Source organism: Flavobacterium sp. (assembly GCF_044348915.1).
Taxonomy (GTDB): Bacteria; Bacteroidota; Bacteroidia; order Flavobacteriales; family Flavobacteriaceae; genus Flavobacterium.
The window spans coordinates 1-16147 of the sequence record NZ_JBIKRX010000029.1 but is presented as its reverse complement, the minus strand read 5'-3'; the positions used below and the strand labels follow the sequence as shown (position 1 = coordinate 16147).

Sequence of the window (16147 nt, the reverse complement as noted above, 5' to 3'; positions counted from 1 at the left end):
ACTGGTTTTTAACGAACGGGCGTAGTTCAAGGGTAGAATAGCGGTCTCCAAAACCGTTGATGGGGGTTCGAATCCCTCCGCCCGTGCAAAAAATAAATCAGAATGACAAAAGTTGCTAATTATATATCTGAAGCATTTGAAGAATTAAAATCAAATGTGACTTGGCCTGTTTGGGCTGAAGTACAACGTCTAACGATTGTTGTTGCTCTTTTCTCCGTACTATTTGCTTTGGCAACTTGGGGAGTAGATGAAATGTTTGCAAATTTATTAGATAAATTTTTCACCTGGCTAAAAGCGTAATTTTTTTGTTATGGCAGATAATAATTTGAAAAAATGGTACGTTGTTCGAGCAGTAAGTGGACAAGAGAATAAAGTGAAGGCATACATCGAAACCGAAATCGCAAGATTAGGAATGGGTGATTATGTTTCGCAAGTTCTTGTTCCAACTGAAAAGATAGTTACTGTAAAAGAAGGAAAAAAACTTGTGAAAGATAAAGTGTATTTTCCTGGCTACGTAATGATCGAAGCGAACCTAGTTGGAGAGATTCCTCATATTATTAAATCTACTACAAGTGTTATCGGATTTTTAGGCGAAACAAAAGGTGGAGAACCTGTTCCTTTGCGTCTTTCTGAAGTAAATAGAATGTTAGGAAAAGTAGATGAATTGGCAGTAAATACCGATACACGCGCTATTCCATTCACCTTAGGTGAAACAATAAAGGTAATTGATGGTCCTTTCAATGGTTTCAATGGAACAGTTGAGAAAATCAATGAAGAAAAGCGAAAACTAGAAGTAATGGTGAAAATTTTCGGAAGAAAAACACCTTTAGAATTAGGGTTTTTGCAAGTTGAAAAAGTATAATTTTTGTTACATCTATAATAAACCACATTTACGCTTCCATTGTTAATGTGTTAAATTTTTAAAAAAAATGGCTAAAGAGATTAGTAAAGTAGTTAAACTACAAGTTAAGGGAGGTGCTGCGAACCCGTCGCCACCGGTTGGACCTGCTTTAGGTGCTGCTGGTGTTAATATCATGGAGTTCTGTAAGCAATTTAATGCTAGAACACAAGATAAACCAGGTAAAGTTTGCCCAGTGCAAATTACAGTGTATAAAGACAAATCTTTCGATTTTGTTGTAAAAACACCACCTGCTGCGGTTCAGTTAATGGATGCGGCAAAGCTTAAATCTGGTTCAGGAGAACCAAATCGTAAGAAAGTAGCTAGCGTTACTTGGGATGTTATTAAAGCAATTGCGGAAGACAAGATGGTTGATTTAAATGCATTCACAATCGAGTCTGCTATGAGCATGATCGCAGGAACAGCTAGATCTATGGGTATAACTGTAACAGGAGATTCTCCTCTAAAACAAGCGTAAGACATGGCAAAATTGACAAAAAAGCAAAAAGAGGCTGCTTCAAAAATTGAAAAGAACAAATTATACACTTTGAAAGATGCTGCTGCATTAATTAAAGTTGTTGCTTCTGCAAAATTTGATGAGTCTGTTGATATCGCTGTACGTTTAGGTGTTGATCCTAGAAAAGCGAATCAAATGGTTAGAGGTGTTGTAACATTACCTCACGGAACTGGTAAAGATGTAAAAGTATTAGCGTTGGTTACTCCAGATAAAGAAGCGGAAGCTAAAGAAGCAGGAGCAGACTATGTTGGTCTTGATGATTATTTACAAAAAATTAAAGACGGTTGGACAGATGTTGATGTGATCATCACTATGCCAAGTGTAATGGGTAAATTAGGTCCATTAGGTCGTATTTTAGGACCTAGAGGGTTAATGCCAAACCCAAAAACTGGTACTGTAACTATGGATATTGCAAAAGCAGTAGCTGAGGTTAAAGCTGGTAAAATCGACTTTAAAGTGGACAAAACAGGTATCATACATGCAGGAATTGGAAGAATCTCTTTCGAAGCTGATAAAATTGTAGATAACGCTCACGAAATTATTCAAACATTAATCAAACTTAAACCAACTGCGGCTAAAGGAACTTACATCAAAAGTATTTACCTAACTAGCACAATGAGTCCTGCAATTGCATTGGACCCTAAAGCAGTATAATTGGTAGTTAAAAATTTTTAGTATGACTAGAGAAGAAAAATCAATCGCGATTGAAGATTTAACTGCACAGTTAGCTGGTACAAATATTATTTATGTATCTGATATTTCTGGGCTAAACGCAGAAACAACTTCAAACTTAAGAAGAGCTTGCTTTAAAGCAGGTATCAAAATCGAGGTAGTTAAAAATACTTTGCTTGCAAAAGCAATGGAAGCTTCGGATAATGATTATGGTGACTTGCCATCTGTTTTGACAGGTAACAGTGCTATTTTCATTGCTGACGTAGCTAACGCACCTGGAAAAATAATCAAAGATTTCCGCAAAAAGAATGCTAAGCCAATTTTGAAAGGTGCTTACATCAATTCGGAAGTTTATATTGGAGACGATCAATTAGATGCCTTGGCAACTATTAAATCTAAAGAAGAACTTATTGGCGAAATCATTGGATTACTTCAATCACCAGCCCAAAGAGTTATTTCTGCTCTTCAAAACCAATTCGCAAAAGAAGAAGAGGTTGCTTAATTAACGGTTTAGTATCTAAATCAAATAATTAAGTGCATTAAAAACGCGCACAATAAACAATAATATTTTACAAATCATTTTAAAACGATAGAAAAAATGGCAGATTTGAAACAATTCGCAGAACAATTAGTTAACCTAACAGTAAAAGAAGTTAACGAATTAGCAACAATATTAAAAGACGAGTACGGAATCGAACCAGCTGCTGCAGCTGTAGTAGTATCTGCAGGTGGTGGAGACGCTGCTGCTGAAGAAGTACAAACAGAATTTACAGTTGTATTGAAAGAAGCTGGTGCTTCTAAACTTGCAGTTGTTAAAGCGGTTAAAGAATTAACTGGTTTAGGTCTTAAAGAAGCTAAAGATTTAGTGGATTCTGCACCATCTAACATTAAAGAAGGTGTTTCTAAAGATGAGGCTGAAGGTCTTAAAAAATCATTAGAAGAAGCTGGAGCTGTTGTTGAATTAAAATAATTCAACTCGCTTTAGAGAATTAGGTTTAGGTCTTGGATACGAATCCAATGGCCTAAACCATTTTTCGTATAATAAATTACACTCTTAATTTTATCTTAAAGAGTGTTTAATACGAAAAAACTTTTTATCAATACGAAGACAGAAATGAGCGAACTTGGTTCATTTTTAAGAGGTGTTGATTACAAAAAGAAAGTAGAGATTACCCCGTGTTTTTACACAAAAAAATTACTTTTTTTTAATCAAAATTTTGTCCATTGATGATAACAAATCAGACTGAAAGATTGAATTTTGCCTCAACAAAAAACATACCGCAATATCCCGATTTTCTAGATGTGCAGGTAAAATCGTTTAAAGATTTCTTCCAATTGGAAACCAAATCTGACGAAAGAGGCGACGAAGGGTTGTACAACACCTTCATGGAAAACTTCCCAATTACAGATACAAGGAATAACTTTGTATTAGAATTTCTTGATTATTTTGTAGATCCTCCGCGATATACAATTCAGGAATGTATCGAAAGAGGGCTTACGTATAGCGTGCCTTTAAAAGCAAGATTAAAACTATATTGTACAGATCCAGAGCACGAAGATTTTGAAACTATTGTTCAAGATGTTTATCTAGGAACAATACCTTACATGACTCCTTCGGGTACTTTTGTAATCAACGGCGCTGAGCGTGTTGTTGTTTCGCAATTGCACCGTTCGCCTGGGGTTTTCTTTGGACAATCATTCCACGCCAATGGAACAAAACTATATTCTGCCAGAGTAATTCCTTTCAAAGGATCTTGGATAGAATTTTCAACCGATATCAATAGCGTTATGTACGCTTATATTGATAGAAAGAAAAAATTACCTGTAACAACTTTATTCCGTGCAATTGGTTTCGAAAGAGATAAGGATATCCTTGAAATTTTCGACCTTGCTGAAGAAATTAAAGTATCTAAAACAGGACTTAAAAAATATATTGGTAGAAGATTAGCTGCTCGTGTTTTGAACACTTGGCACGAAGATTTCGTTGATGAAGATACAGGCGAAGTTGTTTCTATCGAACGTAACGAGATTATCCTTGATAGAGACACTGTTATCGATAAAGATAACGTTGAAGAAATCATCGATTCTAACGTTAAATCTATTTTGTTGCACAAAGAAGATAGTAATGCTGTTGATTATTCTATCATTCATAACACGCTTCAAAAAGATCCAACCAATTCTGAAAAAGAAGCCGTTGAGCACATCTACAGACAATTGCGTAACGCAGAACCGCCTGATGAAGAAACTGCTCGTGGTATTATCGATAAATTATTCTTCTCTGACCAACGTTACAACTTAGGTGAAGTAGGTCGTTATAGAATAAACAAAAAACTGGGTCTTGATACTCCAATGGAAAAGCAAGTGCTTACCAAAGAAGACATCATCACCATAGTAAAATATTTGATTGAATTAATCAATGCTAAAGCAGATATTGATGATATCGATCACTTGTCAAACCGTCGTGTTAGAACAGTTGGTGAACAATTGTCTCAACAGTTTGGCGTAGGTTTGGCTCGTATGGCAAGAACCATTCGTGAGAGAATGAACGTTAGAGATAACGAGGTGTTTACACCAATCGATTTGATCAATGCTAAAACATTATCATCGGTTATCAACTCTTTCTTTGGAACAAACCAGTTGTCTCAATTTATGGATCAAACGAATCCATTGGCTGAGATTACGCATAAAAGGAGATTATCTGCACTTGGACCAGGTGGACTTTCGAGAGAGAGAGCTGGATTTGAGGTTCGTGACGTTCACTATACGCACTACGGTCGTTTATGTCCGATTGAAACTCCTGAGGGACCAAACATTGGTTTGATTTCATCTCTTGGTGTGTATGCTAAAGTAAACGGAATGGGTTTCATCGAAACTCCTTATCGTAAAGTAACTAAAGGTGTAGTAGATTTAGAGTCTACTCCTATCTACTTGAGCGCAGAAGAAGAAGAAGGTATGATGATTTCTCAAGCAAACATCGAAATGGATGCTTCTGGAAAAATTACTGCCGATAATGTAATTGCTCGTCAAGAAGGAGATTTTCCAGTTATTAGTCCATCACAAGTAGACTACGCTGACGTTGCTCCTAACCAAATTGCTTCGATTTCTGCATCGTTAATTCCTTTCTTGGAACATGATGATGCGAATAGAGCGTTGATGGGATCTAACATGATGCGTCAAGCCGTACCATTGTTGCGTCCTGAAGCTCCTATTGTTGGAACAGGTTTAGAGCGTCAAGTAGCTTCAGATTCTAGAGTTTTGATTAATGCTGAAGGACCTGGAACTGTAGAATATGTAGATGCTAATATCATCACTATTAAATACGATCGTTCTGAAGAAGAAAGAATGGTAAGTTTTGAGCCAGATGAGAAAACATACAATTTAATTAAATTTAGAAAAACCAATCAAAGTACAAGTATCAACTTGAAACCTATCGTAAGAAAAGGTGACAGAGTTTCTCTTGGACAAGTATTGTCTGAAGGTTATGCAACCCAAAATGGTGAATTAGCTTTAGGTCGTAACCTGAAAGTGGCGTTTATGCCTTGGAAAGGATACAACTTCGAGGATGCGATTGTGATTTCTGAAAAAGTAGTTCGTGACGATATCTTTACTTCTATTCACGTTGATGATTATTCATTAGAGGTGAGAGATACTAAATTGGGTAACGAAGAATTGACAAATGATATCCCTAACGTTTCTGAAGAAGCTACTAAAGATTTGGATGAAAACGGTATGATCAGAATTGGTGCCGAGGTAAAACCTGGCGATATTCTTATCGGAAAAATTACACCAAAAGGGGAATCAGATCCTACTCCAGAAGAAAAATTGCTTCGTGCAATCTTCGGAGACAAAGCAGGTGATGTAAAAGATGCTTCATTGAAAGCTTCTCCATCATTGCACGGTGTAGTTTTAGACAAAAAATTGTTTGCTAGAGCAGTTAAAGATAAACGTAAGAGAACACAAGACAAAGATGCTTTAAGCGCTTTGGAAATGGAATTTGAAACTAAATTTGTTGAATTGAAAGACAAATTGGTTGAGAAATTGTTCTTGATTGTAAACGGAAAAACCTCTCAAGGTGTAATGAATGATTTGGGTGAAGAAGTATTGCCAAAAGGTAAAAAATACACTCAAAAAATGCTTTATGCTGTTGAAGATTTTGCGCACTTGAGCACTGGTCAATGGGTTGCCGATGACACAACGAATACTATGGTGAATGATTTAATTCATAACTATAAAATTAAGTTGAACGATTTACAGGGTTCATTGCGTAGAGAGAAATTCACGATTACTGTTGGTGATGAATTGCCATCAGGAATTTTGAAATTGGCTAAAGTATATGTTGCCAAAAAACGTAAATTGAAAGTTGGGGATAAAATGGCGGGACGTCACGGTAACAAAGGTATTGTTGCTCGTATTGTTCGTCACGAAGATATGCCTTTCTTAGAAGATGGAACCCCTGTTGATATCGTATTGAATCCACTTGGGGTACCTTCACGTATGAACATTGGTCAGATTTATGAAACGGTTTTAGGATGGGCTGGACAGAATTTGGGTAGAAAATTTGCTACTCCTATTTTCGACGGTGCTTCTTTAGACGAAATCAATGCTTTGACTGATGAAGCTGGAGTACCAAGATTTGGACATACTTATCTTTATGATGGTGGAACTGGTGAGCGTTTTGCGCAAAAAGCAACTGTTGGAGTTGTTTATATGCTGAAATTAGGTCACATGGTCGATGATAAAATGCACGCACGTTCAATCGGACCTTACTCATTGATTACGCAACAACCATTGGGTGGTAAAGCTCAATTTGGAGGTCAGCGTTTTGGAGAGATGGAGGTTTGGGCACTTGAAGCTTATGGAGCATCGAGTACACTTCGTGAAATATTGACTGTGAAATCGGATGACGTAATTGGTAGAGCCAAAACTTACGAAGCAATCGTTAAGGGAGAATCTATGCCAGAGCCAGGATTGCCAGAATCATTCAATGTATTGATGCACGAATTGAAAGGTCTTGGACTTGATATTCGTTTAGAAGAATAAATATAGTATTCAGTGTTCAGTTTTTAGTAATCAGTGACAAACTGAACACTAAATGCTGAATACTGAACACTTTTTAAATTAGTTTTCAGGATTTATACCCGTAACCCGTTCCGATTTTTTATATAGTCTGTATAATTAGCACTTCAAAATTTGTTGAAGTTTAGAGAAGTAATTCGCGGTGGTAGAAGCGTTGCAGCGCAACGTCTGTACAAAATCAATTTTTAATTGCAAATAAATCAATAGTAAAAACTATGATGAACAATAGAAACAATAATAGTAAAGATAAGAATCCTGTAAAAAGATTCAACAAAATTTCGATAGGACTAGCTTCTCCTGAATCTATCTTGAAAGAATCAAGAGGTGAGGTTTTGAAGCCAGAAACTATCAATTATAGAACCCACAAACCAGAGCGCGACGGACTTTTCTGTGAGCGTATTTTTGGACCTGTGAAGGATTTTGAATGTGCTTGTGGTAAATATAAAAGAATTCGCTACAAAGGTATCATTTGTGACCGTTGTGGTGTTGAAGTTACTGAGAAAAAAGTACGTAGAGATAGAGTAGGACACATCAACCTTGTTGTGCCTATTGCTCATATCTGGTATTTCCGTTCACTTCCTAATAAAATTGGATATATTTTAGGTCTTCCTTCTAAGAAATTAGATATGATTATCTATTATGAAAGATATGTTGTAATTCAACCAGGTATTGCCAAAACTCCAGAAGGTGAGTCAGTTCAAAGATTAGACTTCTTAACTGAAGAAGAATATTTGAATATTTTAGATACACTTCCTGCTGATAATCAGTATTTAGACGATTTTGATCCAAATAAATTTGTTGCCAAAATGGGAGCAGAATGTATTATGGATTTATTGGCTCGTATCGATCTAGATGCTTTATCGTATGAATTGCGTCACAGTGCCAATAACGAAACGTCTAAACAACGTAAAACAGAAGCATTAAAAAGATTGCAAGTTGTAGAATCGTTCCGTGAGTCTAACTTGAACCGTGAGAATCGTCCGGAGTGGATGATTATGAAAGTTGTTCCAGTTATTCCACCAGAATTGCGTCCTTTGGTGCCGCTTGATGGTGGTCGTTTTGCAACTTCAGATTTAAATGATTTATACCGTCGCGTAATCATTCGTAACAACCGTTTGAAAAGATTGATGGAGATTAAAGCTCCAGAAGTTATCTTGAGAAACGAAAAACGTATGTTGCAAGAATCAGTAGATTCACTTTTCGATAATACTCGTAAAGCATCGGCTGTAAAAACAGAATCAAACCGTCCGTTGAAATCACTTTCGGATTCCCTAAAAGGAAAACAAGGTCGTTTCCGTCAAAACTTACTTGGAAAACGTGTGGATTATTCTGCTCGTTCGGTAATTATTGTTGGACCTGAATTGAAATTGTTCGAATGTGGTATTCCTAAAGATATGGCTGCTGAATTGTACAAACCTTTTGTTATCCGTAAATTGATAGAAAGAGGTATTGTCAAAACAGTTAAATCTGCCAAGAAAATAATCGATAAGAAAGAGCCGGTAGTTTGGGATATTCTTGAAAATGTTATCAAAGGACATCCTGTAATGCTAAACCGTGCTCCTACTTTGCACAGATTAGGTATTCAAGCATTCCAACCAAAATTAATCGAAGGAAAAGCAATCCAATTGCACCCTTTAGTTTGTACGGCGTTCAACGCGGATTTTGATGGGGATCAGATGGCGGTTCACTTGCCATTAGGACCAGAAGCTATTTTGGAAGCTCAATTGTTATTGTTGGCTTCACACAACATTCTGAATCCTGCCAATGGTGCTCCGATTACTGTACCTTCTCAAGACATGGTTTTGGGTCTTTATTATATGACCAAAGAACGTTTGTCAACTCCAGAACATAAAATTTTAGGTGAAGGCTTAACTTTCTATTCTGCTGAGGAAACGAATATCGCCTTGAATGAAGGTCGTTTAGAATTGAATGCTCGAGTAAAAATTCGTGCTAAAGATTTTAATGAAAATGGTGACTTAGTTTACAAAATTATTCAAACAACTGCTGGTCGTGTATTGTTTAACGAGGTAGTGCCGGAAGCTGCGGGTTATATCAATGAGGTATTGACAAAGAAAAACTTGAGAGATATTATCGGACATGTTTTAAGTGTGACCAATGTACCTACAACAGCTGCCTTCTTGGATAGTATGAAAGATATGGGATACAAATTTGCCTTCAAAGGTGGATTGTCATTCTCATTGGGAGATATTAGAATCCCAGAACAAAAAACTAAATTAATTGCAGATGCTAGAGAGCAAGTTGAAGGTATTTCTGCCAATTATAATATGGGTCTTATTACCAATAACGAACGTTACAACCAAGTTATTGACGTATGGACTTCAACGAATGCTCAGCTTACAGAAGCAGCAATGAAAAACATTAGAGAAGACCAACAAGGTTTCAACTCGGTGTATATGATGCTTGACTCTGGAGCGAGGGGTTCCAAAGAACAAATTCGTCAGTTGACCGGTATGCGTGGTTTGATGGCTAAGCCTAAAAAATCGACCGCTGGTGGTGGTGAAATTATCGAAAACCCGATTCTTTCTAACTTTAAGGAAGGTCTTTCGATTCTTGAGTATTTTATCTCTACTCACGGTGCTCGTAAAGGTCTTGCGGATACGGCTTTGAAAACGGCCGATGCTGGTTACTTAACAAGAAGATTGCATGACGTTTCACAAGACGTAATTGTAAACACAGTAGATTGTGGTACTTTGAGAGGTGTTGAAGTTTCAGCATTGAAAAAGAACGAAGAAATCGTAGAAACTTTAGGCGAAAGAATCTTAGGACGTGTGGCATTGCAAGATGTTATCAATCCTTTGACTAATGAGCTTATCGTTGAAGCTGGTGAAGAAATTACCGAAGCATATATGAAAGCTATCGAAGCATCTCCAATTGAAAAATTAGAGGTTCGTTCTGCATTAACTTGCGAAGCTACGAAAGGTATTTGTGCAAAATGTTACGGTAGAAACTTGGCAACAGGAAAAATGACCCAAAAAGGTGAGGCAGTCGGTGTAATTGCTGCTCAATCTATTGGAGAGCCAGGAACTCAGCTTACATTGCGTACATTCCACGTAGGTGGGGTTGCGGGAGGTATTTCTGAAGAGTCGGCAATTGTTACAAGATTTGCTGGTAAACTTGAAATCGAAGATTTAAAAACAGTAAAAGGCGAAGATAATGATGGCAATGTTGTTGACATTGTAGTTTCTCGTTCAACTGAATTGAAATTAATTGACGAGAAAACAGGAATTCTATTAAGTACAAATAACATTCCTTACGGTTCTAGTATCTTTGTTAAAGATGGTGAGTCAGTAGCAAAAGGAACTACTATTTGTAAATGGGATCCTTATAATGGAGTTATTGTTTCGGAGTTTACAGGAAAAATTGCTTACGAAGATTTAGAGCAAGGACAATCGTTTATGGTTGAAATTGATGAGCAAACTGGTTTCCAAGAAAAAGTAATTTCTGAATCTAGAAATAAAAAATTAATCCCTACTTTATTGGTTTACGGTAAAGATGGTGAATTGATTCGTTCGTATAACTTACCAGTTGGTGCCCACTTGATGGTTGACAATGGCGAGAAAATTAAAGCAGGTAAAGTATTGGTAAAAATTCCACGTCGTTCTTCTAAATCAGGAGATATCACGGGAGGTTTGCCAAGAATTACCGAGCTGCTTGAAGCTCGTAACCCATCAAACCCAGCGGTTGTTTCTGAAATCGACGGTGTTGTTACTTTCGGAAAAATCAAAAGAGGAAACCGTGAGATTGTAATCGAATCTAAATTTGGTGAGGTTAAGAAGTACTTAGTAAAACTTTCTAGCCAAATCTTGGTACAAGAAAATGACTTCGTAAGAGCGGGAGTTCCATTGTCTGATGGTGCCATCACTCCAGAAGACATCTTGAGAATTCAAGGTCCAGCTGCTGTTCAACAGTATTTGGTAAACGAAATTCAAGAGGTGTACCGTTTGCAAGGGGTAAAAATCAACGACAAACACTTTGAAGTAGTTATACGTCAAATGATGCGTAAAGTAAGAGTTCAAGACCCTGGAGATACTTTATTCCTAGAAGAACAATTAATTCATACCAAAGATTTTATCGTTGAAAATGATAAACTATACGGAATGAAAGTGGTTGAAGATGCTGGAGATTCTGTAGTATTGAAACCAGGACAAATTGTTTCGCCTCGTGAATTGCGTGATGAAAACTCACTATTGAAACGTACAGATAGCAATCTTGTTGTAGCACGTGATGTTATCACAGCAACAGCAACTCCAGTGCTACAAGGTATCACAAGAGCATCCCTTCAAACCAAATCGTTTATCTCGGCTGCATCGTTCCAAGAAACTACAAAAGTATTAAACGAAGCTGCTGTAGCAGGTAAAGTGGATTACTTAGAAGGATTGAAAGAAAATGTAATCGTTGGTCATAGAATCCCTGCCGGAACGGGTATGAGAGAATACGACAATACCATTGTAGGTTCAAACGAAGATTACAATGAAATGATGGCAAGTAAAGAAGAATATATTTATTAATTGAATAATTCAAGGTTTTAATAACTCAAAGGTTGTTGTACAACAATCTTTGAGTTTTAGAATCAAAAACTCTTTAAATATGAACAATCAACCACAACAAGGACAACTCGATATTGAGTTAGATGAAAAAACAGCCGAAGGAATTTATTCTAATTTGGCAATAATCAATCATTCATCATCAGAGTTTGTATTGGATTTTGTAAGTATCATGCCAGGCATTCCTAAGGCTAAAGTAAAATCAAGAATTGTCTTGACGCCGCAACACGCCAAAAGATTATTGAACGCCATTGGAGAAAACATTCACCGTTTCGAACTCGCTCACGGCGAAATAAAAGAAACCGAACAACCTCCAATTCCACTGAATTTTGGTCCTGCGGGACAAGCATAAGCATAGAAAAGGCTCCAGAGATGGGGCCTTTTATTTTTTTTATCCATTATATAGAACTAATATCTCTATATTATTACAAGAAGCCCGCAACCCGCAACTCGAAACCCGCAACCCTCAACCCTCAACCCGCAACCCACAACCCGCTGTCATCCTGAGCTTGCCGAAGGGCCGCAACTCGCCACTGCCAGAAAGACCACTTCGCACCTCTAATCTCTAACCTCGTACCTTAAATTTGTGCTTTCAACGAGTTTTGTGGTGCTTCATCGAAAATATTTTTTAGTAGAATAGGTTTCATTTAGTTTTGACCTCAGATAAGTGAAACAATCTATTTAAAACACAAATTATGAATTTATTTTCTCAACAAGTAGCTACTAAAAACAATCGCAACCTTCCTTTGATGGTGGTAGCTTTTATTTTATTTGCTGTTGGAACAGCTTTCGGTCAGACCGCTGCTGAGAATACTTCGGATTCAGGTAAAGCGATGACCACCAATACTGCTGAGAATAGCGTTGCAAAACAAGAAGATGTTTCTGCAAATTCTAATATGAATTTTGTCCTTTGGTTTATGAGTTCAAAACAAGACCCTAATGCAAAAGTTTCTCCTGCAGGTGAGAATACAAAAAAACAATTTATGACTTCAGGTACAGCACCAAACCGTTTGTTGATCAAAGCTTTTTTGAAAAAAGCAGTAAACTTCGAGACTGCCTCAGTTTAATTTTATTTTTCATATCCTAATACAACTCTCGCCTTGGCGGGAGTTTTTTTTTGATGGGTGACCAAGTTAATTTGTTACGAATAAAGAGTTTCGATTGAGTCTTCTTGGCGAAGCCGCTTTTTGTTCTGATTATTAGCGTTACTAACAATGGTTGAACTATAATTGGTGATCTTTCATTTTTTCACATTTCATTATTATTAATGAAAGTTTCAAAAAACGAAACAATTGGAAAATAATTAGAATAATTTTACGAAGTTGTTATATTTATCTGTTAATCACGAAAAAAAAGTTAAATTAATTGTAAATTAATTAAAATGTATTTATATTCGGAACTTATTTAATTTAATCAAACAACCGCATAATTATGAACAAAAATTATTTTTTATTTAAAGAAATTTTCGCAATTTCCTTGAAAACGACCAAATTCCATAAGAATGTTTTTGGAAAACTAAGCCTTTTATTGGTGATGTTTATTTCTTTGACCAGTAATGCTCAGGTTACAGTGGATAGTGGAGGACAAATGAATCTTACTTATCCAACACTTGCGGCGGCAATTGTGGAATTGAATGATTTGCCATTGCTTACTGGCCCAATTACGATTACTTTGACAGGTAATGAAACTGCTCCTGCAGGCGGTTATATAATTAAGAAAACTGGGTTTTTGGCATCGCCAATTGTTATTAAAGGAGTTTCAAGTACCATTACCGCTTTTTCGCCTCAATCACCGGGAGTACTTTTCGATGGAATTTTCAAAATTCAAGGTGGTGACTGGATTACTATTGAAGGTTTTACGATGATTGAAAATCCTGCTAACACAACCATAGCAGCAGCTACTAATAATATGACAGAATGGGGAGTTGCAATTTTGCAAGATGAGCTTTCGGTTGTTAATGGTTGTCAAAACATAACAATTTTAAACAATTCCATTGATTTAAACAGAACTTATGTAAATACATTCGGGATATATAGTAACACCAATCATAAACCTGACTTGTCGGCAATCTCGGGAACTGGAGGACTTGCTGGAAATCATAATTTAAAAATTTACGGCAATACTATTACCGATGTCAATATGGGAATTGTGGCTGTTGGACCTGGTGGTGCAGCTGATTATGCAGAAGGCTTAGATATTGGTGGGGCTTCCTTAGCAACTGGAAATACTTTGACCAATTTTGGGACAAGCGCAACTTATTCTGCCTATCCTTCCGTAAATGCAGCAGCGAACTGTACAGGAATCTATATTCGTTATACTAATAATTATAATGTGTCCTACAATAGTCTTACCAGCTCAAACGGTGGAATGACTTCTGGAACTTTTAGAGGAATTTTTATTAACAACTTTGTAAATGCGCCCTTGGGTACAATCACCAATACTATTAATAATAATGATATCTCTCTTTTGACTGGCAATGCAGCGGGTACCATTCACGGTATTTTAGTGGATGTAAATACTTTAAATGCTACAACAACTGTGAATGTAAACAACAATAACTTTAAGAATATGGGGTTTTCAACAGCATCTACAGGGGTTATTGATATGATAAGACTCGGAAATACTAATGTGTTTCCAGATGCTGTATTCAATGTAAAGAATAACACTTTTACTAATTTGTCTTTAATAAATTCCGGAAGCACTACCTTGATTAATGATCAATATTCACTAAGTTCAACAGTTGAAGGCAATGCTATCGTGGGTACATTCGCAAGAACGGGCTCAGGAGGAACTTTTTGGTGCTATCTTAATAATGGTTCGCAAACGGGCGGTAAACATATTGTAAAAAACAACACTTTTTCGAATATTACTCTTGCAGGAATAACCGCTTTTTTTGGAATTAGAAGTACTGGTGGCTCTTCGCCAGTTCAAGCAGTCGAAGTTTCTGGAAATACCATTTCAAATGTAATTGCAGGGTCCGGTAATGCTATTGGAATTCAAACTGGATACGAAAAAACGGGTAGCTTTGTCACAAATAACATAGTAAAAGATATAACTGGTACGGGCAATGTAACTGGCGTAATTATTGGCACAAGTAGCGCTGCTGCACCTGGTACGGTTGATTGTAGTTCAAATACCATTGGTGGCTTGAAAACAATCGGAGCATTTGCTGTAAAAGGTATTTGGAATACTGCTGCTGCAACAAATAATATTTTTAACAATAAAATTTACAACATCGAGGCAAATAACGCCACAGGAACTGTCGATGGAATTCAGGTTAATGCAGGAACAACGGTTAATGTTTACAACAACATAGTAGGTGATTTAAGAACGCCGCTTGCAAACGCTGCCAACCCTTTAGTGGGAATAAATATTTCGGGAGGCACAACTGTAAATGTAGATTATAATACTGTAGCGCTAAACGCAGTAAGTTCTGGAGCTTTGTTTGGTTCCTCAGCGGTTTTAGTTAATGCACCAACAACAGTTACGTTCAGAAATAACATTTTCTCTAATAATTCTTCGATAACAGGAGCAGGAATTGCTGCAGCACACAGAAGAGTAGGAACTGCATTGACTAGTTATGCTGCAACATCTAATAATAACTTGTTCAACGGAAGCACTATTTTTACTGACGGAACCAATACTGATGTAACATTGGCGGCTTATAAAACCAGAATGACTCCAAGAGAAACGGCTTCTATTGCTGAAAATCCAACATTTGTAAGTACGGTGGGGACTGATGCTACTTTCTTGCACATCAATACGGCGGTGGCAACAGCTATCGAAGGAGGAGCGATGGTCATTGCAATCACAACCGATTTTGATGGTAATGCCAGAAATGCTTCAACTCCAGATATTGGCGCCGATGAGTTTGCAGGGGTGACTTTAGGTTTTGAAAGTTTTGATGCCATATTGTTGACAGTTTATCCAACTCTTGTAAAAGACAAAGTTACTATAACCTACAAAGAGCCACTTTCAGAAGTGAAAGTGTTTAATATTTCTGGTCAACAAATGTTGAGCAAAAAAATCAATGAGAATGAAGCTCAAATCGAAATGGCTAATTTGTCGAAAGGAGTTTATTTTATTCAGGTAAATGCCGGAAATACAACTAAAACTATAAAAGTAATCAAACAATAGCTATTCTTGATTGTTAAAAAAAAAGCTGCCCGAATCTGATTTTCGGGCAGCTTTTTTTTTCTGAATAACTGATTTCCCTATTGATTGCGAAAGTCACCTATAAAGTTAAGAATTGCAATCCAAATGATGGATCGAAGTTGTGAATGGTTTTTGTTTAATACCGATTATGTATTGCTTCGCCTGTTCGCTATCGCTCGGGTCAATATAGTCCAATAAATATCGGACTATTTTCATACTATATCGGCATTATGCCATATCTCTTTGGACTATAATAAAAATACG

The 16147-nt window shown here is 36.8% G+C and carries 11 protein-coding genes and 1 tRNA gene; all 12 read left to right on the top strand.

Annotation, left to right across the window (positions count from 1 at the left end; genetic code table 11):
• Window positions 1-15: 15 nt before the first annotated feature.
• Window positions 16-86: transfer RNA gene (locus ACIQ1E_RS07020), tRNA-Trp, on the top strand.
• A 16-nt stretch (window positions 87-102) separates the two neighbouring features.
• A complete protein-coding gene (secE, locus tag ACIQ1E_RS07015; protein WP_396169970.1) occupies window positions 103-300 on the top strand; it encodes a preprotein translocase subunit SecE in 198 nt (65 codons plus the stop codon).
• Window positions 301-310: 10 nt separating this feature from the next.
• Window positions 311-862, top strand: coding sequence for a transcription termination/antitermination protein NusG (nusG, locus tag ACIQ1E_RS07010; protein WP_396169968.1), 552 nt, complete (start codon window positions 311-313; stop codon window positions 860-862).
• Window positions 863-929: 67 nt separating this feature from the next.
• Window positions 930-1376 (top strand): 50S ribosomal protein L11, encoded by a 447-nt coding sequence (gene rplK / locus ACIQ1E_RS07005; RefSeq protein WP_143389575.1) that lies wholly within the window; start codon window positions 930-932, stop codon window positions 1374-1376.
• A 3-nt stretch (window positions 1377-1379) separates the two neighbouring features.
• On the top strand, window positions 1380-2069 hold the full coding sequence (gene rplA, locus ACIQ1E_RS07000) for a 50S ribosomal protein L1 (protein WP_396169966.1): 690 nt from the start codon (window positions 1380-1382) through the stop codon (window positions 2067-2069).
• Window positions 2070-2091: 22 nt separating this feature from the next.
• The gene (gene rplJ / locus ACIQ1E_RS06995; protein WP_396169964.1) at window positions 2092-2589 is read left to right on the top strand and encodes a 50S ribosomal protein L10; all 498 of its coding nucleotides are present in this window, start codon (window positions 2092-2094) and stop codon (window positions 2587-2589) included.
• Between the two features lie 96 nt (window positions 2590-2685).
• Window positions 2686-3057, top strand: coding sequence for a 50S ribosomal protein L7/L12 (rplL, locus tag ACIQ1E_RS06990; protein WP_396169963.1), 372 nt, complete (start codon window positions 2686-2688; stop codon window positions 3055-3057).
• A gap of 257 nt (window positions 3058-3314) precedes the next feature.
• Complete coding sequence (rpoB, locus tag ACIQ1E_RS06985) at window positions 3315-7127, top strand: DNA-directed RNA polymerase subunit beta (RefSeq protein ID WP_396169961.1); 3813 nt, start codon at window positions 3315-3317, stop codon at window positions 7125-7127.
• Window positions 7128-7378: 251 nt separating this feature from the next.
• On the top strand, window positions 7379-11692 hold the full coding sequence (rpoC, locus tag ACIQ1E_RS06980) for a DNA-directed RNA polymerase subunit beta' (RefSeq protein ID WP_396169959.1): 4314 nt from the start codon (window positions 7379-7381) through the stop codon (window positions 11690-11692).
• 79 nt (window positions 11693-11771) lie between these two features.
• Complete coding sequence (locus tag ACIQ1E_RS06975; RefSeq protein WP_396169957.1) at window positions 11772-12080, top strand: DUF3467 domain-containing protein; 309 nt, start codon at window positions 11772-11774, stop codon at window positions 12078-12080.
• A gap of 343 nt (window positions 12081-12423) precedes the next feature.
• Complete coding sequence (locus ACIQ1E_RS06970; RefSeq protein WP_396169955.1) at window positions 12424-12795, top strand: hypothetical protein; 372 nt, start codon at window positions 12424-12426, stop codon at window positions 12793-12795.
• Between the two features lie 364 nt (window positions 12796-13159).
• Entirely contained in the window at window positions 13160-15865 is a 2706-nt protein-coding gene (locus ACIQ1E_RS06965) for a T9SS type A sorting domain-containing protein (RefSeq protein WP_396169954.1), read from the top strand.
• Window positions 15866-16147 lie beyond the last annotated feature (282 nt).

What these genes read in the sequence shown, in the direction of transcription:
- secE (WP_396169970.1), top strand. Translation starts at nt 103, where the DNA reads ATGACAAAAGTTGCTAATTATATATCTGAAGCATTTGAAGAATTAAAA.
- rplK (WP_143389575.1), top strand. Translation starts at nt 930, where the DNA reads ATGGCTAAAGAGATTAGTAAAGTAGTTAAACTACAAGTTAAGGGAGGT.
- ACIQ1E_RS06965 (WP_396169954.1), top strand. Translation starts at nt 13,160, where the DNA reads ATGAACAAAAATTATTTTTTATTTAAAGAAATTTTCGCAATTTCCTTG.
- rplL (WP_396169963.1), top strand. Translation starts at nt 2,686, where the DNA reads ATGGCAGATTTGAAACAATTCGCAGAACAATTAGTTAACCTAACAGTA.
- rplA (WP_396169966.1), top strand. Translation starts at nt 1,380, where the DNA reads ATGGCAAAATTGACAAAAAAGCAAAAAGAGGCTGCTTCAAAAATTGAA.
- rpoC (WP_396169959.1), top strand. Translation starts at nt 7,379, where the DNA reads ATGATGAACAATAGAAACAATAATAGTAAAGATAAGAATCCTGTAAAA.
- ACIQ1E_RS06970 (WP_396169955.1), top strand. Translation starts at nt 12,424, where the DNA reads ATGAATTTATTTTCTCAACAAGTAGCTACTAAAAACAATCGCAACCTT.
- ACIQ1E_RS06975 (WP_396169957.1), top strand. Translation starts at nt 11,772, where the DNA reads ATGAACAATCAACCACAACAAGGACAACTCGATATTGAGTTAGATGAA.
- nusG (WP_396169968.1), top strand. Translation starts at nt 311, where the DNA reads ATGGCAGATAATAATTTGAAAAAATGGTACGTTGTTCGAGCAGTAAGT.
- rpoB (WP_396169961.1), top strand. Translation starts at nt 3,315, where the DNA reads ATGATAACAAATCAGACTGAAAGATTGAATTTTGCCTCAACAAAAAAC.
- rplJ (WP_396169964.1), top strand. Translation starts at nt 2,092, where the DNA reads ATGACTAGAGAAGAAAAATCAATCGCGATTGAAGATTTAACTGCACAG.